The following is a 20,576-nucleotide window of genomic DNA, read 5'->3' on the forward strand; positions in this document are numbered from 1 at the left end:
CTCACCGGGCGTCTCCGTCCCAGGGCGAACTGTCGTTGTCCCGGCGGCCGTACCGGCGTTCGTCGGGGTCGTCGTCGGGCTGGTCCCAGGGCGCGGAGGGGCGCTCGGTGCCGCGCGGGGAGCCGTTGACGCGCCCGTCGCCACGCCGGCCGGCACCACCGCGTCCGTCGGCGTGGCCGTACCCGTCCGGGTCGCGGTACTTGGCGCCGTACCCGGTGTCGTCCCTGATGTTCCTGTCGTCGTCATCGTTGTCCCGGTCGAGGTCCGGCCGGTTGTCCTCCGCGTCGGACGACTGGCGTGCCGTACCCCAGTCGTCCTCGTCCTCCTCGTCGGCGCGGCGCCTGGGGGCCTTCGGCTGGGGGAGGCGGCGCAGGGGCGGGGTGCCGCCGCGGACGTGTTCCAGGAGGGTGCGCAGGGTCGGCTGGACCGCGCGCTGGTCGCCGAACTCGGTGTCCAGGGCGGCCGGGAGGGTCTCCGCCCAGAACTCCCAGAGGGGGCGTACCCAGCCCTCGACGCGTTCGCCGTCCCGTACGCGGCGCTCCGCGAGCAGCTCCAGCTGGCGCGGGGCGGTCTTCTCGACGAGTTCGACGAACAGGGGGTGCGGGTCGCTGCCGCTTCTGGTCAGGCCGGTCGGCTGGGCGCCCATCAGTTCGCGGCAGTAGTCCTCGACCGTGCGCTCGTCGTCGAGGACGGTCCAGCGTTCGTAGGAGCGCAGGAGCTCCGCCCAGCTCGACACCCCGCCGGGGAAGTCGCCCAACCGCAGCCGTACGCCCGGGACATGGGGCCCCGCCTCGGGGTGCAGGCGCAGCCGGACGCGTTCCGGGGACGCGCTCTCGCCGTCGACGATGTCGACCTGGCCGTTCCACATGCAGCACAGCAGGCGGTGCAGGATGACGCGGCGGTCCTCCTCGCCGCTGACCATCCAGCTGTCCCGGTAGCCGAGCCGCTGGCGCCAGCGCAGTACGTCCTGGGCCTGCTCGCTGTCCTTCGCCCTGGCCCACTGGCGCAGCACCTTGCGGGCCTCGGGGACCTGGGTGAGGCTCATCTCGCTGCGGAACAGGACGACCGTCACCGAGTCGCTCTCGACTCCCCGGTACTCGACGGAGTTCCGGGCGTCGGACGGCAGCCGCAGGGCCTTGCCGAGGTACTGCTCGACCTCGTCCACGGCCTCCACCCGCGGGTAGGTGACCAGCACCCGCAGGGGGCCGGTGCCCTCCGGGGTGAAGCCGACCGGCAGCAGTCCGGCCAGCTTGCGGCCGAACAGGTCGAGGGCCTCCTTGCTGACCTGGTCGGCGGCGTCGGAGTCGCCGGCCGCGGCGGCCAGCAGGGTGCTCATGGACGGCAACAGGGGCCGTTCCTCAAGTCGTTCGCCGCCCTCGGCGAACAACCGGGTGATTCTGCCCTCAAGTTGGGCCTTCACGACCGACACCGCGCCGTCGGGGCTGCGCCGGCTGAGGCCGTGGACGTCACGCCAGGTGTCGCCGGCGACCAGCTTGAGCAGCAGTGCCGCCGCGTCCTCCGTCTCGCGCAGTCCCTCGCGGCGGATCAGCCTGGTCACCACGTCCTCGTAGAAGTGGTTGAGGGTGCGCTGCGGCGGCAGCAGGTACGAGATGCCCGTACGGTCCTCGTACAGTTCGAGGCCCTTCTGCGCGGAGACCTTGCGTTCCTGCTCGCTGTGCGCACGGAAGGCGTTGACGAGCCGGGCGATGTCGGCGCCCGCGGTGTCGGCGGGGGCCCGCCAGTGCTGCTGCTGTTCACGCCAGGCCTCGTGCCAGATGGTCCGGCAGCGCCACTGGTACCAGGCGTCCTGTTCCCGGAGCACGGCAGTCACGTCGTCGTCGCCCCAGCGGGGCGGTGAGACGCCGGCCAGTCTGCCCTTGATACGGGGGATCTTGGGCGGCTGGTCGGTCATGCCGGCGGGGCGCTGCGGGGCGCGGGAGCGGTTGTCCAGCATGCCGAGGAAGCCCAGTTTGGCGATCGGGTCGTCGTTCTCCGGCATGCCCCGGACGACCCGGTCGGCGTGGAAGGGGTCGACACTCAGGAGGAGTTTGTCGATGGCGGGGCGCGGCGAGAACCGGTCGGCCATCGTGGCGGCGGTGCGGTCGGCGATGGACCGCAGGTCGGCGAGGAGCCGCTGTATGTCGGAGATCCGCTCGCCGAGCGCCGCCTCGACGGCCTTGCTGCCGCGCGGCAGCGGGTCGGGGTCCAGGACGGGCAACTGCCTGCGTTCCCACAGTGCTTCGAGGTGCGAGTCGGCGAACAGCTGCCGGATCATCGGCACCGTGCTCTCGCGCAGCGCGGGCCGGGGGCGTTCCACGAGGTCGGTGACCGCCTCCCGCAGCATCCGGCCGGCGACCAGGTCGGCGAGCTGGTCCATCGGCACGGTCATCGACGCGACCAGGCTGGTGGAGACGCCCTGGCGGCCGATGCCGGTGGGGGAGAGGGCGCTGCGGTGCACACCCCGGTTGATGAAGCTCGCGGCGAAGGTCTGGAAGTCGTCGTCGCCGCCCGTGCTCCGGCCCCGGGTGCGGGTGTCGCCCAGTTCGGTGCCGATCAGCGACATCACCAGGGAGACGATGGAGCGGCGCAGGTCGTCGGGGCGGATGCCGGCGGTCGGGCTGAACAGGAACGAGGTGGGCAGGATGCCGGTCCGCAGCCGGATCGGCTGGGTGCCGGGGTAGCGGACACCGAGTCCGGCGGTGTGGTCGAGGTCGCCGATCTCGGCGCCCTCGGTCGGCGCGTTCTGTCCGTCGACCAGCCGGAACAGGTCCACGAGGGCGCGGGCCGCGTTGAGTTCGGCCTCGCGTCCGCCGCCGGTGGCCGAGGAGAACGACGACGGCATGACGACCAGCGGGTAGATCTTCACGCCGTTGAAGCCGCGCAGCTGGAAGGCGTGGTTGATGAGGTGGAGGTAGTCGAGGAAGATCCCGGCGCCGGTGCCGCCGGCCACCGAGAACGCGACGAACACATCGCAGCCGGTGACCTTTCCGCCGCCGAGCTCGGCCAGTTCGCCGCCGGCCCTGGCCATCGAGTCGATCGCCTGGAGCAGCGGGGTGAGAACGGGCCCGAGGCCGTGCCGGAGCGTGGCGAACAGGGCGGCGCGGCCGACGGTGGGCAGTTGTCCGGCGCCGTTGTGGAGCGGGGTGACGCGTGGTTCGTCGGTGCGCGGCGGCAGCCAGCCGGCGACCTCCGCGCGCATGCTGGCCCGGAGCATCTTGGTGACCTCGGGCGAACTGTCGAAGTTCGGCAGCAGGTCGTGGGTGGCCCGTGACGTACGGGAGTAGGCGGCGCGCAGTGACGCGTCGACGTTGAACTGGGGCAGCCGCATCAGGTCCGACTCGCTGTAGTCCGCGTACACGAACTGGAGGCAGTCGGGCAGTTGGTAGGGCGCGTTGCCGCTGAGCCGGCTCAGCGCCGAGCCGTCCGGGCCGCACAGCTCGGCGCGCAGTCTGCGCTCCAGCTCGGCGCCGACCAGGCCGCCGGTGCCGCCCAGGCCGACGAAGAGCATCGGCTGGAAGATCTTCATGGGTTTCCTCCCCGCTCACGGCCGCCGGGCCGCGTGGTCGTGCTCGAAACGTTCGTGTGGGTGGGTGTGGGGGTGGGTGTGCGTGTGGGTGGTGCGGGTGTCACAGGTACGTCTCGTCGTAGGCGCTCGTGCTGCCCCGGCCGTCGGGGTCGGTGCTGTGCGGGGGACCGGCGGGACCACCGGAGGACGGCGAACCGCCCCTCCAATTACGGGAGTTGCGCGGACTGCGGGCGCTGCGGGCCTCCTCGCCGAGGGCCAGGCTCAGTCCCTCGCTCAGCGGGGCAGGGCTGTTGGCGGACAACGAGGCCCGGCCGCCGCCACGACTGCGCAGCACCGCACCGCCGTTGGGGTTGCGCCGGACGGCGTACGGGCCGTGTGTGCGGCGCTCGATGCGGGGGCTGATGTGGGCCTCGGCGATACCGAACTCGTACCACTGCTTGTGTCCGTGCCCGGCGACGTGCGGCTCGCCCGGCAGGGGCTCGCCGTGCTCGTCGAGCAGCCGCAGGACCAGGCCGTACGGGTCTCGGCGGGCGCGGCGCAGCCGGATCAGGGCGAGTACCGTCGCGACGGACCCGGCGATCAGGACGACGCCGGTCAGGACCGCCCACCACCAGACGCTCCAGAACTCCTCCCAGGCACCTGGCGTCGGCGTCACCTCCACCGACAGCGGGCTCTGGACGAGGCGGCGGCCGTCGTCGGTGGTGTCCACGACGGTGACGTCGCCCGCGAGGAGCAGTCCGTCGTCGGTGAGGCGGTCGCCGAAGACGTCGGCGGGGGCGACCTCGACCGTCACCTCGCGGGTCCCGGACTCCCCTGCCTTCAGGGTGAGTTCGGCCGGGGACACCGTGAGCAGACCCGCCTTGAGGTCGGTGACGGACAGCCTCAGGGTGTGCGCGGTGCCGCTCGTGTTGTGGACGGCCAGTGTGCCCGTGACCCTGCCGCCGGGGTGGGAGGCGGCGGCGGGCAGGTCGAGGGCGGTGGTGACGGGCAGCTCACCCGGGGCGACCAGACCGCCCTCGCTGCGGGTGTCGGCGCTCAGGCCGGCGGCGGTCAGCGTGGCGCTCACCTTCAGAGCCCCGTCGGCGGACGCCGGGATCCTGGTGGTGCCGGTGAACGAGCCGTCGCTCGCCTTCGCGTCCCTGCCCCTGCCGTTGTCGGCGAGGGTCAGCGGGAGCGGGTCGAAACCGGCGCCGGTCAGCTCGCTCCGGACGCGCAGCCCCTCGTAGTCGCGCGGGTCGCTGATCTGGTAGCCCTCGCGGGTCTGGAGCCGCATCGTCACGGTGACCTGGTCGCCGGCGCGAGGGGACGGCGGGTCCATGGTGATGGCGCCGCGCAGTTCGCCCTGCCACAGCACACTGACGGCGACGGGCCGAGAACGGTGCCCTTCCGGCGCCTCGGCGTGCACCTTCCACACGCCGGGCAGCGGGTCGACGATCTTCAGCGCCTCCACGGTGCCGGTGCCGCCCGCGAGTTCGAAGCGGGACTTCCGGTAGCTGCCGGAGGTGGGCACCTCGTGTCCGGCCGGGTCGGTGTAGGTGATCCGTACCTCGGGGTCGCCCTTGTCGACGACGATGCTGCCCACGGTCGCCAGCGGGGAGATGCCGATGCTCAGGGTCGCGGGCGGGCGTTGGGCCGCGGGGCCCTCCTCGTGCCGCATGCAGTGCGCGGCGGCGAAGATCCGCTCCAGGGTGACGCCGATCTCCTTCGCCCCCTCGACCTTCTCGGCCTTCGGCCTGGCGGAGGGCAGGGCGACGCACCCCTTCTGGTAGCCGCCGGCCGCGATCCGGGCGAGCTGCTGCTCATCGGGCGTCGGCCCGAATCCGAGCGGCCAGATCTGCACGCCCTTGGCGGCGGCGTTCGCCAGTTCCAGCGCCAACTGCCGTTCGCCCTCGGCCTTCCGGTGCGCGGGGTCGCCGTACTGGGGGCTGTCGTCGACCTCCATGATCCCGTCGGTGAGCAGGAACAGCACCCGGGGCGCCGAGGAGTCCGTCTCGGTGGTGAGTTCGTGGACACCCTGCCGGATCGCACTCGGGAAGTCGGTGCCGGTGCCCTCGCCCTCCTTCCGCTTGCGCAGTTTCCCGACGCAGGCGCCGACCGTCTCGCGGCCCGCCGCGTCCAGCGTGGTGCGCGGGCACACCGGGTCCACCGCGCTCTGGCCCGCACCCTCGGCGGCGGCGAACCCGAAGACCGTGATCCGGGACTCGGAGGACACGTCACCCAGGGCGATCCGTGCGGCGGCGGCCTTCTCGGCGGCCATGTCCGCGTCCGTGAGACTGGCCGACTCGTCCACGGCGACCGCGTAGTTGACCGCCGGGAAGGCTGGTTCGGACTCCGCCACCGGCAGGACGTCCCGCCCGGGGTGCCGGCCGGGGGGCGCCGACAGGGATATGAGCACCGCGGCGGCGCCCAGCACGGCGAGCGCGGTGCGCCGCGCCCGGCCCCTTCTTGTCCTTCGTACTCCGTTGACTCGTCCCACGGCCGTCCCCTGTTTCCCGTTTCTCCGGTGTTCCTGGATCGTCGCTACTAGGTGCGCGCCGGTTGCGTGGTGCGCGCGGATACGTCGTGATAGGTGAAGTTCCGGTCCGTTTCCGGCCCTTGGCGCGCCCTGCCGAGCGCCCCCCCCGAGCGCCCCCGCCCGGCCTCAGCGCGCCGTCAGGCTCCAGGCCAGGGCCAGCGCCGCCGAGGGGGCGAGCGAGCCGACGCCCCAGCGGATGGCCCGGTACTTGGCGGAGAGGATCGCGCTGACGTCGACGGCCTGGACGAGCAGCCACCCCGCGGGATCGCGCCCCGCCTCCGTGACCCGGGCGGCGAGCGTCGCCAGGTCGTGGCGGGCGCCCACCAGATCGCCGAAGTACGTCACCTCGTCCCCTCCCACGTCGCTCTCCCGGACCGTGCCGGTGCGGGGCATGAGCGCCCCGACCAGCGCGGTCACCGACACCGCCCAGAGCAGGCCCGCCAGGATCAGCGTCACGTCGGCGGGTCCGTGCCAGCCGGGGGCGCCCTGCCAGCCGATGAGGAAGGCGGGCAGCGCGAGCGTCCCCGACAGCAGCACCGCCGCCTTCGAGTCGGCCCGCCCGAGGTCTTCCCTGACGGTGCTGAGCAGCCGCTCGGCGACCCGCTCGCTCACACGTTCCCCGGAGCGGTCGGGCCCGTGCCGACCCCCGTACGGCTCGGGCCCGACCTGTCCTGTGGTCCCCCCGGTTCCGCCGACGCCCCCGTTCCCGGTCATCGCCCTGACTCCTCCCCGGCTCCGGCCCCGGCCCCGTGGTCGTCGCCGTCGCCGTTTCCGTCGACCCAGCCCCAGCCGTCGTCGCTCGGGCGCCCCCGGTGCGGCGGTTCGGGGGCGTAGGTGTCACCCGCGTAGGGGTCCGCCGGGTAGGGATCACCCGGGTAGGGGTCCTGGCGCCGGGGGCGGACGGGAGGGTGGTCCGCCACCCAGTCAGGGGTGAACGGTTCGGCGTCGGACGGCTCCAGCTCGGGAGCGGGTGTACCGGCGCGGCCGTCGCGGCGGGCGGGAAGCGAGCCGATCGGCCCGGTGATCCCGCCCAGACGCCCCTGGTTGAGGAGGTTGAGGGCCTGTGTCTCCACGTCGTTGGACTGGATCTGACCGCTCTCCACCATGTCGAACAGCCGGTCGACGCGCTCCTTCTCGTCCTGCCGGCCCTCCTGCCGGATCTTCTCCAGGAAGTCCTTGGCCTCCGTCGGCTCGGCCGCCAGCATGTAGCTGAGCTGCTCCAACTGGCCGCCCTGCAGCATGGATCTGAACCGCGCCTGGTGCACCCGCGTCAGCTCGGCCGAGGCATGCGCGTCCCGCATGCCGTTCATGTACTCGATGGCCCGGTCGTCGACCCGCAACCGGACGTACAGCCGTACCTTCAGGCCGAGTTCGACCCCCAGTTCGCCCCAGCGCCCGCCCGCGCACTCCCGGGTGATGGCCCGGTTGGCCTGCTCGGCCTCGTGCACCCGGTAGGTCGAGGTGACCTCACGCAGGCGCTCCAGAACCGGCGCGGTGAGCCGTTTCTCGACGTCCGTCACGACCTGGACGGCGGCCTGATGCGGGTCGTCCACCGTCCAGTGGATGTCCACCTCGGCCTTGAAGAAACTGGTGCCCCCGGCCGCCGGCAGCTCCAGCTCCAGCGCCGTCTGATAGGTGCCGAGCGCGATCTCGCAGATGTTGTACGGCCGCGCCAGCGCCCGCTTGTCCACGTGCCGGGTCCCGGTCACCGTGACCACGCTGTGGCCGCCGTTCCGGTAGAACAGCACCAGCGCCTTCTGAGCGCTCACCTGCGGCTGGACACCGTTCGGCGCGTACTCGGTCAGGAACGGGCCCGCCGGTCCTGCGTCGTTCTCAGCCATGGCTTCTCTCCTCCTGGCCGCTCCGGTCGCCCGGCCCGACGGCGAGCCACCACAGGGAGCGCGCCAGGGTGTCGGGGAACGGGTCGTCCGGATCGTTCATCATTCGGCGCAGCAGCCAGTCCAGCCGCCGCCGGTCGCTCTCCTCGGCGGCCAGCGCGGGCAGCAGCGCCGCCAGCCCGGGCCGCGTCCACTCCGTGCCGTCCTTGCGTACGGCGGTGCGCAGCATGCTCTCCAGCGCGTCCATGGCCACGTCCTTCGAGCGGGCCGTGTTCAGCGCCGTCCATATCAAGTCGGCCATCGGCGAGGCGAGTTCGGGCCGGTCGGCGGCCAGGGCGAGCGCCAGGGGCCAGTCGCCGCGCGCACCGAGCGAGGGCTCCGGCTCGTCGATCAGCAGCTTGTCCACCCGGGTCGAGGCGAGCCAGACGGTGGCCGCGAGGCCGAGGGTCTGGTATCCCTCGCGCTTGTGCCGGATCCAGTCGCCCATCCGCCCCAGGACCGTCACGGCCCGCTCGCTGTCCGGCAGGGCCAGCAGCCGTACGACGTTGAAAGCGGCGGCGGCACCCAGCGACTGGCCTCCGCCGTCGCGGACCCCGATCCGGGCCAGGGCGTCCAGCGTGTCGTCGGCCGAGTCCGCGCAGTTGCCGAAGCCCAGCGCGGCCGCCGCGGTCGAGCGCCGGCTCCATGTCCCGGACCGGCTCCAGTCCTCGACCAGTTTCCGTACGGCCTTGCGGTGCGAGGCGTGTCCGGCCACCTGGTCCAGCATCGTGGCCGCGAACAGCCTGCGGTGGGCGGTGCCCTCGGCGAGCGGCCGGATCAGCTCGGCGAACCCGTGGTCGAAGTCCCGTACGCACAGCTCCCCGGCGGCGACCGCCGCGCGCACCCACACCTGGGGGCGCCGGTCGTCCGCCAGCAGCCGCAGCCAGCGCACGACGGGCGCCCGTACCGGGAAGTGCCGGTCCCACAGCTCGGCCAGGACCGCCGACGGCAGGGCGCCGCCCCGGTACCAGATCAGCCGCGCCGCCACCCTGGCCCCGGCCACCTCGACCTCGCCGTCGACGAGTTCGGCGCGGGAGAGGGCGACGTCGGCCTGCGGATCGTCGCAGAACAGGGGCCGGGCGGGGGTGTGGTCGGGGTCGCACTGGACGGACAGTTCCCAGGTCAGCAGATGGGCGGCGGAGGACACCGTGCTGTGCGAGGCCCCGCCGAGAACGGCGAGCGCGATCCGGAACGCCACGGGGTGGAACAGGGCCGCGGTGCCCGGCCGTTGCGGGGTTCGTGTCCCGTCCTCGGCACCCTTTCCGGCCGGTGCGACGAGCGCCCGGTCCACACCGGCGAACCACTCCTGGGCCTGGTCGGCGGCGAGAGTGCGACACCCGGCCAGCAGCTCCGGCTGCGACAGATCACCGAGCAGCCGTCCGGCCAGCAGCGAGGCGAGCAGCCCGGCCTCGGCGGGCCGCAGGTCCGTCAGCCCGACCGCGTCAACGACCTCCGCGCTCCGCGCCAACTCCTCGGCACGGGCGAGCAGTTCCTCCCCCGAGGCTGCCGAAGGCACCTGGGGTGCTGGGGGCACCAACCCGCCCTCCAGCCGTTTCTCCAGCTGTTCCCGCAGACGGGTGGTGAGCAGCTCCTGGGTGGGTGCGGGCGGGCAGAGCATGCCGTAGCGCCCGGCGAGCAGCGGGCCGGCCGCCGAGCCGACGGTGACGACGAGCACGGCGAAGGCCTCGAACCGGGCCAGGGAGGCGGCCAGTTCGTCGAGGTCCAGCTCGTCCGGGGGCAGCGCGCCGGGCCGGGTGAGGAGCAGTTCCAGCAGGTAGCCGGTGCGGCCCGGGAAGTCGTCCTCGCCCAGCCTGCCCGCCAACTGCCGTACTCCGCCGTCCGGATCGACCCGGCGCACCGGCGAACCGGCGGCGGCCTCACCGCCGTTGGCCTCGGGGGCGTCGGCGGTGACCTCCGCGAGAAGGGAGAGCGCCGTACTCGTACGGCCGGTGCCGGGGGCGGCGCCGAGCACCAGCAGACGGCGGGCGCGGAGCGCGTTGCGCAACCGCACATAGCCGTCGGGGACCACGTGCGCGCGGCGGAGCGCGCGCAACTCGTCGGCGGGTACGGGGCCGCTGCGCAGGGCGGGGCCGTGCGGCCGGGTGTCGATGCCGAGGAAGATGTCGCCGAAGTGGGCGCTGTTGAAGAACGAGCGGTCGACGCTGGTCAGGTCGCGGCCGGCCTCGAAGAGCGTCCGGGTCGCGCGGCGCGTACGGGAGGCGGAGGCGAGGTCGGTGGGACCGTCCTCGCCCTGCTCCTCGGCGAAGGGGGCGCGGGTGTACGCCTTGAACTGCTCGGCGGCGAGGGCCCGTTCGTTCTCCTTGTCGCCCCGTTCGCCGTCCTGCTGATCCTGCTTGTCCTGCCCGTCCTGTTTCCTGTCCGCCGCTTCGGGGCCGTCCCCGTCGCGGGGCCCGCCCTCGGGCCGGTGCTGGTCGGGAGTCCCGGGGGCGTCGTCCGACTGCTGGTCGTCGCTCATTCGTCGCCGCCCTTGGATTCGAAGCGCACGTCCCGGTAGGTGTTGTCGTGGTGCACCTGGATGTCGCGCCGGGCGTTGTAGGTGGTCCTGGCGTCCGGGCCGCCGACGTGCGGCGGGATCCCGCTCGGCTCGTCGGGGCGGGGGCCCGGGTCGGGCGGGGCGGGGGCGGCGACGGGCGGCCGGGGCGCCGATCTGCCCGGCAGATGGAACCAGGCGGTGGTCTCGCCCTCCTTGAGGGTGAGGCGCGCCGAGACGTAACGCTCGGGCTCGATGAACTTGCCACCGCCGCTCACCACGTCCTCGTACAGGGAGCCGGAGGTCACGAGGACCAGGTCCGCGCCCTCGGCGTCGAGCAGTCGCCGGGCCTCGGCGGAGTCGGCGAGGCGGCAGGCCAGGTCGACGGCGCGTCCGCTGATCCCGCGCCCGTCGTGCCGGACCGGACCGACGTGCATACCGATCCGCAGGCCCAGCGGCACCCGTAGCGCCCGGTTCTCGTCCCGCAGGTTCTCGTGCAGCTCGACCAGCCACAGCCCCAGCAGCCGGGACACCGGAATGCCCGCGGACACCGACAGCAGTACGCCGTCCCCGCGGTCCTCCATGTGCACGGCGTCCCGCGCCACCTTGGCGTGCGTGAACGCCGTCTCCACCACCCGGTATATCCGGTCCCGCATCCGCGACTTGTCGATGTCGTCGTACTGCCCGGACCGACGGGCGTCGATGCTGATCACCAACTCGTAGCGCGCTTCCGTGAGTTCCATGAGATCCATGGCGTCGCCGGCCACCCCGTGCCCCCTGTGGTGCGTGCGATCGTCGTCGATCGCTGTTCGGTCACTGTTCGGTTGCCCCTTCAGAGTCGGGCCCGGGGCGAGGGGCGTCTGTGGCCGTTTACACACGGAGGGCCGGAGGTTCTACGCCTGTTGCGCCTCCGCGTCCGTGTGGCCGTCGGCGAGCAGGGCGAGCAGTCCGGGGTCGAGGATCTCCACGACCCGGTTGCCGGTCCGCACGATCCGCTGGGTACGCAGCAGCCGCAGGCTCTTGGCGACGGCTTCCCGGGTGGCTCCTATGCTCGCGGCCAGCTCGTCCTGGGCCAGCTGGACCACGGAGGAACCGGACCGGGCCGACGGAGCCGAGGGAGTCTGCGGAGCCGGCGGGGCGTACGGGCCACGGGGTGCGCCGCCCGACCCCGACAGTTCGGTGAGCCGTCCGGCCAGGCGCTGGAGGACGGTGAGGGAGGCGAGCGCGGACCGCTCCTGGTCGGCGCTGCGGAGGCGGAAGGTGAGCTGGCGTATGACCAGCCCGCTCACCCGGGGATGCTCGGCGAGGAACCTGCGGAACGCGTCCCCCGCTATGACCTGGGCCTGTGTCGGCCCCAGCGCGCGGACGGTGGCGCTGCGCGGATGCGGGTCCAACGCGGCCATCTCCCCGAGGAGTTCACCGGGACCGCGTAACCCGAGTATCAGCCGGGTGGCTCCCCGGTCCGTCGCGACGGAGACGGTCACCCACCCCCTGACGACGATCAGGACATGGCTGGACCGGTCGCCCTCGGTGAGGAGATGGGCGTCGGCCGCGAAGTGCTTCGGGTTGCCGAGGGCCATGACACCCTCGCGTTCCTGGGCGGTCAGCGCCTGTGCGAACGCCAGCTCATTGCCTAGCAGTCCCATGGCACGCCCCCCCGCCGCGTTCCGGACCCCTGGTTTTGCGATGGCGTTGATGGTGACAGAGCGAAGCCCTGAGTTGAGCGGTTTCCGCCATATTGGGGGTACCGCCCGGTAATCCCTGCTAATCCCCGAACGGCACTTGGAAGGCATGTAAACGACCCGGACGACGGCGGCCCGGCAGTCCCTCGTCGAGGACTGCCGGGCCGGCCGGGGGAAGTGCCAGGAATCAGCTGACGGCCTTGTAGCCCTGCCAGCCCGTCGCGATCCTCGTGCGGGCGCCGAACACACCCTTCCCGTTGCCGTTCGTGCGCCACAGGCCCCCGGCGGTGTCCCGGGACACGAGGTCCGCGCGGCCGTCGCCGGTGAAGTCGCCGACGCCGACGACCGAGTTGTAGGAGGCGCCCCAGTCGGCCGCGACCTTCACCCGCGCCCTGAAGGCACCGGTACCGGTCCCGTCGAACCGCCACAGGGTGTTGGCGCCGTCCTGGGCGACGAGGTCGCCGCGACCGTCGCCGTTCAGGTCTCCGGCGCCGACGATCTTCTTGTAACCGGTCCAGCGGGCGCCGATCCTCGTGCGGGCGGAAAGCTTGCCCGCGCCGGTGCCCTTGAAGAGGTAGACGTCCCCGGTCGAGGCCTGACGGGCGACCAGGTCGGGCCGCCGGTCACCGTCGACGTCGCCCGGCGAGGTCAGCACGTCGTACTGGTTCCAGCCGGTGCCGAGCGAGGTGTACGGCGTCGTGGGTGTCGGCGCCTTGCCGCAGGCCGGCCGGTACGCGCGCAGGGTGCCGTCGCTCAGCCGGACCAGGACGTCGTTGCAGCGGTCGCCGCTCAGATCGCCGTACGGCACGAACTTCGCGGTGACCGGCCAGCCGGCGCCGGTGACCTTGGCGCCCAGGGTGCCGGTGCCGGTGCCGCGCTGGACGGTGAGCGTGCCGTTGGCGGAGAGGGTCAGGAGGTCCCCGACGCCGTCGTTGCCCGCGTAGTCGCGCGGGGCCGCCGAGCCGGCCGTCACCCTGGTGGTGCCGGAGAGGGTGAGGGCGGCGCCCTGGCCGTCGGCGGGCTTCGCGCTGAGCGTCCAGGTGTAGGTGCCGTTGGCGACGAGTCGGCCGGCGGTGTCCTTGCCGTCCCAGGCCGTCGTCAGCAGACCGCGCGCGGTGGCGCCGGCCAGGGTGCGGACGGTGGCGCCGGACGCCTTGTCGCGGACGGTGACCTGCCAGCCTGCGGCGGGCTTGGACAGCCACCAACTGCCGGACCAACCAGTGGAGTTGATGGTGAGGGTGGAGTCGATGGCGGTCAGCGCGGAGGCGGGGACGCCGGTCTGCACGAGGTGGACGCGCTGCTCGTCGTCGGCGTAGGCGACGGGGCCGCCGAAGCGGTCGACGGTCCAGGTGGTGCGTGCCCCGGTGTTGTCCCGGCCGAGGTCGGTCCAGTCGGCGAGCCTGCGGCTCGGCAGATCGGTGTGGGCACCGCCGGCCGGCAGTCCGCCGTGCAGGTCGAAGAGGGTCAGGCCACTGCCCGACGCGGTGCCGGTGACACGCTGGACGAGGTACCCGTCGCCGAGGAGGACCTGGCCGACCGGTGCGGTGACGGCGCGCCTGGCCGTACGGTCGTAGATGCCCGCGCCCTTGACGTCGCCCCAGTAGTCCACACATGCCCAGTACACCCAGCGGCCCACGGCCTGCAGTTCGGAGGGGGTGCAGCCGTTGGTCGTGGTGAAGGACTCCACGGCGGTGCCGGCGGGCAGCCGGGTCGCGGTGACCTTGCCTCCGGTGGCGTCGCCGCTCCACAGGGTGTTGCCCCAGACGGCGGCGGCGACCCGCTCGCGCTTCTGGAGGACCTTCCCGGCGGCCCCGGCGGAGAACTCCCCGATGTACTGCTTGGACGAGGAGGCACCGTCGACGACCGCGTACCGGCCGGAGAGATCCGCCAGTTCGGGAGAGTCGTCGCCCGTGTCGACGGTCGGGCCCCAGTTGGTGGCGCCGTTGGCGTACAGCATGGTCAGGCCCGACTCGGTGGCGTCCTGACGGCCGTGCAGACCGGTGCCGTCGGCGAACATCGGGATGCAGCGGGGCGTGGAGGGGTTGGTGCAGAAGCCGTCCCGCCCGCTGACCAGCCCGTCGACGGTGGCCCTGGTGACGGCCGGGGCGGTGCCCGGGGCGGGGGTGGTGAGCCAGGTGCTGCGGTAGGCGCCGATGATCGTGCCCGGCTCGTAGAGCGTGCTGTTGTCGGCCCTGGTGAGGATGCCGCTGCCCAGGGAGAGACCGTGGAGCTGCGCGGGATACGGCTGGACGGCGGTCAGCCGGTCGCGGGTGACGGTGCCGTCGGCGGCCTGGGAGACGCGGTACACACCCCAGTCGAGGTCACCCTGCTCGACGAACCGTGCGGCGCCCGCCACCAGGACGGAGCCGTCGGGTGCCTGGACCAGCTGATGGGCGGCCGGGTTCATGACCTCGGTCATGTCCGTGTTCGCGTCCGGGTCCGCGGCGTCCTTCGTGAGGGCCCAGAGGGGCTGGCCCCGGTAGAGGTTGTTGCCCGGCCACACCGGCTCCACGCCGAGCAGGGTGTCGCCCACGACACCGAACTCGGCCTGGTAGCTGAGGGAAGCCGTGTCGAGGGTGCGGGTCGGCGCGGTCAGGTCGCCGCGCTCGTACACGTCCGTCTTGCCTCGCGAGGAGCGCAGCCGCACCACCGAGTCGGCGCCCAGCCGGAAGCCGGACACCTCCCAGCCGTCGTCGGAGGAGTCCACCCGGTCCGGCAGCGCACCGAGTTCGCCGGTGGCGAGGTCGACGATGCCCCAGTGGCCGCGGCTCTCCGAGCTGTCGCCCGTGTAGTAGTGCAGGATGACGGACCGTGCGTCGCCGTCCTCGACCACGACATTGCCCGCGCCGTCCGGCAGCCCGGTCACCGGTGTCTCGGTGACTCCGCCGCCGTCCTGGACGCGCCGCAACTGGTAGGCGTCCGGGTTCCCGTCGACGCCGCTGGTGCTGGTGAGAACAGTGCCGCCGAAGGTGCCCTGGTAGGCGTGGCCCTCGGGCACCGGCACCACGACGGCACCCCCGGAGGTGCCGTCGCCCCTGAGCAGGGTGACCTGGCTGTCCTCCTCCGAGTACAGCGCGACGGTGTCGGAACCGTCCCCGTACCAGCCCGGGTGGAACGAGGCGGCCTCGCTGAAGTAGCCGCTGTCGATGTCGTACTTCAGCGGCAGGGGCAGCCGCTGCTCCAGCGCGCTCGTGGCGCCGCTGGCGTAGTCCGTCCAGAGGAGCCGGTCGTCGCCCTCCTGCGCCCAGAGGAAGCCGCTGACACCGGCGTTGAGGATCTGTGTGGCCCTGGGGACGGCCCGCTGGGCGGCGGGCAGGACGAGTTCTCCGGCCGCGGCGACGGCCGAGGGCGTCGCGGGCGCCGCCGCAGCCGGCAGGGCACCCAGCGGGAGGCCGAGGCTCAGTGCCACGGCCACGGCGGCGGTGGTGGTACGTACGGGTCTGTGTCGACGTCGGCCGGGTCGGGCCACCGTTCCTCCAGGAAGGCGAGAGGCATGGTGGGACGGGCGTACGTACGACAGCGCCCCGACTTCTCGCTCGGCCCCCCGGCCGTGCCCCCCATGCACGCGTGTGACCGAGCGTAACACCCTGCCCATGGCTGTCTGTCAACGTTTTCTCGCGGGCCCTGATCCGACTCCGATGAACCCCCCAGGAAACTCTGGGCCACCTTCTGATCGCACATTGATCAACCGAACCGGCCCCGAATGTGGAATGGGCTCAGCCGGTGGAACTCCCCCACAGGCATCAGCTCTCCGGAAGGAAATGGGCCATGGCATTCTCACCTCGCAGCCTCGTGTCCAGGAAGGGCCTGCCCCGTACCGCCGGGGCGGTCGCCGCCCTCGCTGTCGGCGCCACTCTGCTCGCGGCTCCGTCGGCCAGTGCCGCGAACAACCCGACCGTGAAGGAACTGCTGGCGGACTGCAACGTCAACACCAGCCTCTGCGTGTTCCACCCGCAGAGCTTCCAGGAGTACACCGGCCCGAGCCACCACCTCGGACCGACCGTCTACAACTGCGCGTCGAACGCGAACACCCTCACCGTCGGCGGTGAGGAGACGGTCGGGTCCTCCGACTCCGTCGGCCTGACGATCACCGCCTCCGCCGGGTTCGCGAAGGTCTTCGAGGTCGGCCTGGAGACGAGCTACAACCGCACGTGGGAACGCAGCCACATGGACAAGGTCGAGTTCGGGGTGAGCGTCCCCTCCGGCTACAAGGGCTGGGTGGAGCGGGGTACCCCGAAGCGCAAGGCCACCGGCTGGTACGAGATCCAGTACAGGAACCGCCACTGGGGCCACTTCGACTGGTACGTCAACAACTACACCGAGGCGGGCTGGGACGTCGGCAAGTCGAACGGCGGCTACGCCAACTTCAAGGACGCGCCGATGACCCAGCAGGAACGCAACGAGCACTGCGGCCGCTGAATTCCGCCGCTCCAGCAATTCCTCCCCCTGCGTTTCCCCCCGCGTTTCCCTCGCATTTCCCCCTTCTCTTCCGCCGGGCATGCCCGAAAAGGTGTGCCCGGCCCGCGAAACAGACAGAAACGGTGGCAGTTCCATGAACGGAATCAAGCGGAAAGTCACAATGGCGGTCCTCGCCGGCGCAACGGTCGTCGGTGCTCTGGCGATGCCCGCGACGGCTTCGGCGGAGGGCGGAAAGTCCCTCCAGCTCAAGGTCTGCAGCGGGTCGACCGAGACGGTCAAGTTCTACTTCGTCGGCGCCAACGACCACGGTGACTGGGTCGGCTCGCGCTTCTGGGAGATCCCGCCGAAGGGCTGCACCACGGCCTCGGACTACTGGTGGCTGGCCGGCCGGTCCGTCGAGTTCCACCACCGCAAGCCCAGCACGGGCTGGCGCTGGGAGCAGCGCGTGGTCCCGTCGAACGGCCAGAAGAACGGCGGCACCTACCAGCTCTGGATCGGCTGAGAACCCGGACGGACCTGACGAAAAGGGGTCCGCCGGCCGCGTGCGAGACGCGGCCGGCGGACCCCTTTTTTCTGGTTGCTCACCTGCGCCGTCCGTCCGGTCACGTCCCCACCGGGTCCGCGTGCACGATGTACCCCGCGCCGCGCACCGTCCGGATCAGCGACCGGCCCGAGTCGCCCAGCTTGCGCCGCAGGTAGTAGACGTACGTCTCGACCACCCCCGACTCGCCCTGGAAGCCGTAGTTCCAGACCGTGTCCAGGATGTGCGCCTTGGAGATCACCTGGCCGGCGTTCTCCAGCAACACCTTGAGCAGCGCGAACTCGGTCGCCGACAGCGGTACGGCCGTACCGTGCCGCCACACCTCCCGGGTGCCCGCGTCCAGCTCGACGCCCGCCACGCACAGCCGGCGCGAGGGTGCGGGGGCCGAGCGGACCGAACCCCGGGCGCGTCGGATCAGGGCCCGGATGCGCGCGCTGACCTCGGTGAGGTCGAAGGGCTTGGTGACGTAGTCGTCGCCGCCCGCGGCCAGGGCGTGGCACTTGTCCTCGACGGCCGTACGGGCGCTGAGGAAGATCACCGGAGTGTCGATCCCGGCGGCCCGGAGCCGTCCGCAGATCTCGGTGCCGTCCAGGTCGGGAAGGGCCAGGTCCAGCAGTACCGCGTCGGGCTGCCGACGTCGGACCTCGTGGACGGTCTCGTCCCCCGTGGACACGAGATGCGCGTCGAAGCCGAGGAAGCGCAGCGCCATGACCAGCATGTCGGAGGTGCCGGACTCGTCCTCGACGACGAGGACGGAGGGACGCTCGGGTGCGGAAAGATCTTGGTTCACGCCGGAGGCACTTTCTGTGGGGGCGGCCGTCGGGTGGATCACTTTTTTCCCGGCCTTCGGTTGCGAGGCCTGCACCCAGGCTGACCACCGAAACGTTGTCCAAGAAGCCCCTCCGGTCACTTCGGACAACCCGGCCGCTCTCCCGGAGCGCGTTGACAACCGCCCTCGCACCCCTCCATCATCATTCCACTAATCAAGTAGTGGAATGATGATGGAGGTGGTGGTGACCGTGGAGTTCCGGATCGACAGACGGAGCGGGGTCCCCGCCTTCCAGCAGATCGTGCAGCAGACCAAGCAGGCCCTCCGGCTGGGCGTACTGGTGCCGGGAGACCGGCTGCCCACCGCCAAGGAGGTCGCCGAGGTCAGCACGGTCAACCCGAACACGACCCTCAAGGCGTACCGCGAGCTGGAGCGCGAGGGCCTGGTCGAACCACGGCCGGGCCAGGGCACCTTCGTACGCCGCACGCTGGCCCGCCCCGAGACGGGCACCGACTCCCCGCTGTACGCGGAGCTGGTGACCTGGATCTCGAAGGCGGCCGGGGCGGGTCTGGAGCGGGAGGACGTCGCCGCGCTGGTCGCGGCGGCGATGGAGAAGCAGTTCGCCGCCGGGACCACGGCGGCGACGGGGGCCGTGACAACGGGGTCCACGGGGGCCACGACAACTAGGAGCACAGGTGAGTGACGGTATGTACGTGGGGGAGCCGGCGCTTGAGGCGTACGGGCTGGGGATGCGCTACCGGCGGGGCTGGGCGCTGCGGGACTGTTCCTTCCGGCTCCCGGCGGGCCGGATCTGCGGGCTGGTCGGACCCAACGGGGCGGGCAAGACCACGCTGCTGAGCATCGCGGCCCATGTCCTGGAGCCGACGGACGGCTCGATCAGCCTGTTCGGCGAGGCGCCGGGCTCGGCGGAGTCGGGCCGGCGCACCGCGTTCCTCGCCCAGGAGAAGCCGCTGTTCCGGCGCTTCACCGTGGCGGAGACCCTGCGGCTGGGCCGGGAACTGAACCCCGGCTGGGACCAGCGCGCCGCCGAGGACATCGTCCGCGCGGGCAACGTGCCCTTCGACGCGAAGATCGGCACCCTCTCCGGCGGCCAGCGCACCCGCGTCGCCGTCGCCCTCGCCTTCGGCAAGCGGCCCGACCTGCTGCTGCTCGACGAGCCGATGTCGGACCTCGACCCGGTCGTGCGCCACGAGATCATGGGCACGCTCCTCGCCGAGGCCACCGAGCACGGTACGACCGTACTGATGTCCACCCACGTCCTGGCCGAACTGGAGAACGTGTGCGACTTCCTCGTCGTCGTCTCCGGCGGCGGAGTACGCCTGGCCGGTGACGTGGACGAGCTGATGTCCGTGCACACCGTGGTCACCGGGGCCAGGGAGGGCGAGGGTCTGCCCGCCGGCCTCGGGCACCACACCCTCGTCGAGTCCCGGAACAGCGGACGGCAGTTCACCGCGCTCATCCGCCCCGAGGGCCCGGTCACCGGCCCGTGGGAGGCCGACGCCCCGAACATGGAGGAACTCCTGCTCGCCTACCTCCGCTCCCCCGACGCCCCACCGCTGATCACCCCCACCGCCCAGGTCCATGGTCAGGGGTTCGGCATCGGGACGGTGGCGGCATGAGCACCTTCACCCGCACCTCGACCTCGACCGACGCGAAGAACGGGACCATGAACGCGACCACGAACGCGGCCACCGCGGAGGCCACCCGGCGTCCCCGCCTCAGCGGGATGACCTGGCTCGTCTGGCGCCAGCACCGGGCCGCGTTCTGGACCGTCCTCGCCGCCGCCGCGCTCTCCGCGGCCTGGATCGTCTACCAGCGCGGCCAGATGGTCGACTTCCTCGACGGCTACGGCTATCCCGGCAAGGGCCTCGCCGAGGCGGGCGGCAAGTTCCAGCAGTACATCGACGCGTTCTCCTTCGTCGCCTTCGGTCTGCAGGCGATACCCATCCTGCTCGGCGTCTTCCTCGGCGCCCCGCTCATCGCGGGTGACCTGGAGAACGGCACGGCCAAGCTGGTCGCCGCCCAGTCCCTGAGCCGGAGCCGCTGGCTCGCCACGAAGCTGGGGCTGGCCGGGCTGGTGGTCGTGGTGAGCACGGGCGCGCTGTCTGCGGCCTTCGGCTGGTGGTGGAACCCCGTCAAGTCCGAGGTCACGGTCCTGGACTGGACCTCCGGCGAGGCCTTCAACACCACGGGCCCGGTGCCCGTCGCCCTCACCCTGTTCTCCGTGTTCGGCGGGGTGGCGATCGGCGCGGTGCTGCGGCGCACGCTGACGGCCATGGTGGTCACCTTCGGTTTCACCGTCCTCCTCCAGCTTGTCTGGGGCTACTTCATGCTGTCGCTCGGCGACGTCATCACGGTCACGACGAACAAGGGTGTCCAGGCCGAATCGTCCCCGTCCCTGCCCACCGGTGCCTACCAGATCGACGAGTGGTACCGGACCGGTAGTGGGGACCTGCTCGGCTGGAGCACCTGCTCGAACATGCCCACGGACAAGGCGCGCGAGGTGTGCCTGCAGAAGGCCGATGTCGTCGGGTGGTCGGTGGACTATCTGCCGATGTCACAGATGAACGGCATGCAGTGGTTCGGGGCGGCGATCCTGCTGACTCTCACGGCCGCCGTCACCGTGTTCCTCTTCGTCTGGGGACGTAAGCGGCTCGTCTGAGCAGTTGTCCGACCGCGGCGCCCCTCTCTTGCCGCGCTCGCGCCCGCGCCCGTGTTCGGCGCCAGGCGCCAGG

The 20,576-nt window shown here is 72.1% G+C and carries 14 protein-coding genes; 5 read left to right on the top strand and 9 right to left on the bottom strand.

Annotated elements, in window-relative coordinates:
- Nucleotide 1: 1 nt before the first annotated feature.
- The 8 genes from PV734_RS36370 to PV734_RS36405 all read right to left on the bottom strand — a co-directional run bounded on the left by PV734_RS36370 (nucleotide 2) and on the right by PV734_RS36405 (nucleotide 15,506).
- Nucleotides 2-3,526: a tubulin-like doman-containing protein gene (locus PV734_RS36370; RefSeq protein ID WP_319293685.1), complete on the bottom strand. Its 3,525-nt coding sequence runs from the start codon at nucleotides 3,524-3,526 to the stop codon at nucleotides 2-4.
- A 100-nt stretch (nucleotides 3,527-3,626) separates the two neighbouring features.
- Nucleotides 3,627-6,002, bottom strand: a complete 2,376-nt coding sequence (locus PV734_RS36375) for a VWA domain-containing protein (RefSeq protein WP_319293687.1) — start codon at nucleotides 6,000-6,002, stop codon at nucleotides 3,627-3,629.
- Between the two features lie 165 nt (nucleotides 6,003-6,167).
- Nucleotides 6,168-6,755, bottom strand: a complete 588-nt coding sequence (locus PV734_RS36380; RefSeq protein ID WP_319092993.1) for a Pycsar system effector family protein — start codon at nucleotides 6,753-6,755, stop codon at nucleotides 6,168-6,170.
- On the bottom strand, nucleotides 6,752-7,882 hold the full coding sequence (locus tag PV734_RS36385; protein WP_319092992.1) for a hypothetical protein: 1,131 nt from the start codon (nucleotides 7,880-7,882) through the stop codon (nucleotides 6,752-6,754). Before PV734_RS36385 ends, PV734_RS36380 begins: the two co-directional genes overlap by 4 nt.
- Nucleotides 7,875-10,394 (bottom strand): hypothetical protein, encoded by a 2,520-nt coding sequence (locus PV734_RS36390; protein ID WP_319293689.1) that lies wholly within the window; start codon nucleotides 10,392-10,394, stop codon nucleotides 7,875-7,877. Before PV734_RS36390 ends, PV734_RS36385 begins: the two co-directional genes overlap by 8 nt.
- Nucleotides 10,391-11,152 (bottom strand): hypothetical protein, encoded by a 762-nt coding sequence (locus PV734_RS36395; protein WP_319092990.1) that lies wholly within the window; start codon nucleotides 11,150-11,152, stop codon nucleotides 10,391-10,393. The genes PV734_RS36390 and PV734_RS36395 overlap by 4 nt, the downstream gene beginning before the upstream one ends.
- A 150-nt stretch (nucleotides 11,153-11,302) precedes the next feature.
- Nucleotides 11,303-12,055, bottom strand: coding sequence for a Crp/Fnr family transcriptional regulator (locus tag PV734_RS36400; protein WP_319293691.1), 753 nt, complete (start codon nucleotides 12,053-12,055; stop codon nucleotides 11,303-11,305).
- A gap of 223 nt (nucleotides 12,056-12,278) precedes the next feature.
- Complete coding sequence (locus PV734_RS36405) at nucleotides 12,279-15,506, bottom strand: FG-GAP-like repeat-containing protein (protein WP_319293693.1); 3,228 nt, start codon at nucleotides 15,504-15,506, stop codon at nucleotides 12,279-12,281.
- Between the two features lie 353 nt (nucleotides 15,507-15,859).
- Here PV734_RS36405 and PV734_RS36410 point away from each other — a divergent pair, with 353 nt between their 5' ends.
- Together PV734_RS36410 and PV734_RS36415 are read left to right on the top strand one after the other, a co-directional pair.
- Complete coding sequence (locus PV734_RS36410) at nucleotides 15,860-16,510, top strand: hypothetical protein (RefSeq protein ID WP_319092986.1); 651 nt, start codon at nucleotides 15,860-15,862, stop codon at nucleotides 16,508-16,510.
- A gap of 133 nt (nucleotides 16,511-16,643) precedes the next feature.
- Nucleotides 16,644-17,012: a hypothetical protein gene (locus tag PV734_RS36415; protein ID WP_319092985.1), complete on the top strand. Its 369-nt coding sequence runs from the start codon at nucleotides 16,644-16,646 to the stop codon at nucleotides 17,010-17,012.
- Between the two features lie 100 nt (nucleotides 17,013-17,112).
- Here PV734_RS36415 and PV734_RS36420 read toward each other — a convergent pair whose 3' ends face one another.
- Nucleotides 17,113-17,841 (bottom strand): response regulator transcription factor, encoded by a 729-nt coding sequence (locus PV734_RS36420; protein WP_319092984.1) that lies wholly within the window; start codon nucleotides 17,839-17,841, stop codon nucleotides 17,113-17,115.
- Nucleotides 17,842-18,046: 205 nt separating this feature from the next.
- On the opposite strand from PV734_RS36420, the gene PV734_RS36425 reads away from it, so the two are divergent.
- From PV734_RS36425 to PV734_RS36435, 3 genes are read left to right on the top strand one after another with little or no spacing between them, the layout of a single operon-like run.
- Entirely contained in the window at nucleotides 18,047-18,523 is a 477-nt protein-coding gene (locus PV734_RS36425; protein WP_319293695.1) for a GntR family transcriptional regulator, read from the top strand.
- A 4-nt stretch (nucleotides 18,524-18,527) separates the two neighbouring features.
- Nucleotides 18,528-19,460 (top strand): ABC transporter ATP-binding protein, encoded by a 933-nt coding sequence (locus PV734_RS36430; RefSeq protein ID WP_319093061.1) that lies wholly within the window; start codon nucleotides 18,528-18,530, stop codon nucleotides 19,458-19,460.
- Nucleotides 19,457-20,503 carry an ABC transporter permease subunit gene (locus PV734_RS36435; protein ID WP_319092982.1) on the top strand — a complete coding sequence of 349 codons (1,047 nt, stop codon included), beginning with the start codon at nucleotides 19,457-19,459 and terminating at the stop codon, nucleotides 20,501-20,503. Before PV734_RS36430 ends, PV734_RS36435 begins: the two co-directional genes overlap by 4 nt.
- Nucleotides 20,504-20,576 lie beyond the last annotated feature (73 nt).

The organism is Streptomyces sp. AK08-02, assembly GCF_033795085.1.
GTDB classification, from domain to species: domain Bacteria; phylum Actinomycetota; class Actinomycetes; order Streptomycetales; family Streptomycetaceae; genus Streptomyces; species Streptomyces echiniscabiei.

Coding starts and splice junctions, on each gene's coding strand:
- PV734_RS36370 (WP_319293685.1), bottom strand. CDS start 3,526: ATGAAGATCTTCCAGCCGATGCTCTTCGTCGGCCTGGGCGGCACCGGC.
- PV734_RS36380 (WP_319092993.1), bottom strand. CDS start 6,755: ATGACCGGGAACGGGGGCGTCGGCGGAACCGGGGGGACCACAGGACAG.
- PV734_RS36385 (WP_319092992.1), bottom strand. CDS start 7,882: ATGGCTGAGAACGACGCAGGACCGGCGGGCCCGTTCCTGACCGAGTAC.
- PV734_RS36390 (WP_319293689.1), bottom strand. CDS start 10,394: ATGAGCGACGACCAGCAGTCGGACGACGCCCCCGGGACTCCCGACCAG.
- PV734_RS36395 (WP_319092990.1), bottom strand. CDS start 11,152: ATGGAACTCACGGAAGCGCGCTACGAGTTGGTGATCAGCATCGACGCC.
- PV734_RS36400 (WP_319293691.1), bottom strand. CDS start 12,055: ATGGGACTGCTAGGCAATGAGCTGGCGTTCGCACAGGCGCTGACCGCC.
- PV734_RS36410 (WP_319092986.1), top strand. CDS start 15,860: ATGGCATTCTCACCTCGCAGCCTCGTGTCCAGGAAGGGCCTGCCCCGT.
- PV734_RS36415 (WP_319092985.1), top strand. CDS start 16,644: ATGAACGGAATCAAGCGGAAAGTCACAATGGCGGTCCTCGCCGGCGCA.
- PV734_RS36425 (WP_319293695.1), top strand. CDS start 18,047: ATGATGATGGAGGTGGTGGTGACCGTGGAGTTCCGGATCGACAGACGG.
- PV734_RS36430 (WP_319093061.1), top strand. CDS start 18,528: ATGTACGTGGGGGAGCCGGCGCTTGAGGCGTACGGGCTGGGGATGCGC.
- PV734_RS36435 (WP_319092982.1), top strand. CDS start 19,457: ATGAGCACCTTCACCCGCACCTCGACCTCGACCGACGCGAAGAACGGG.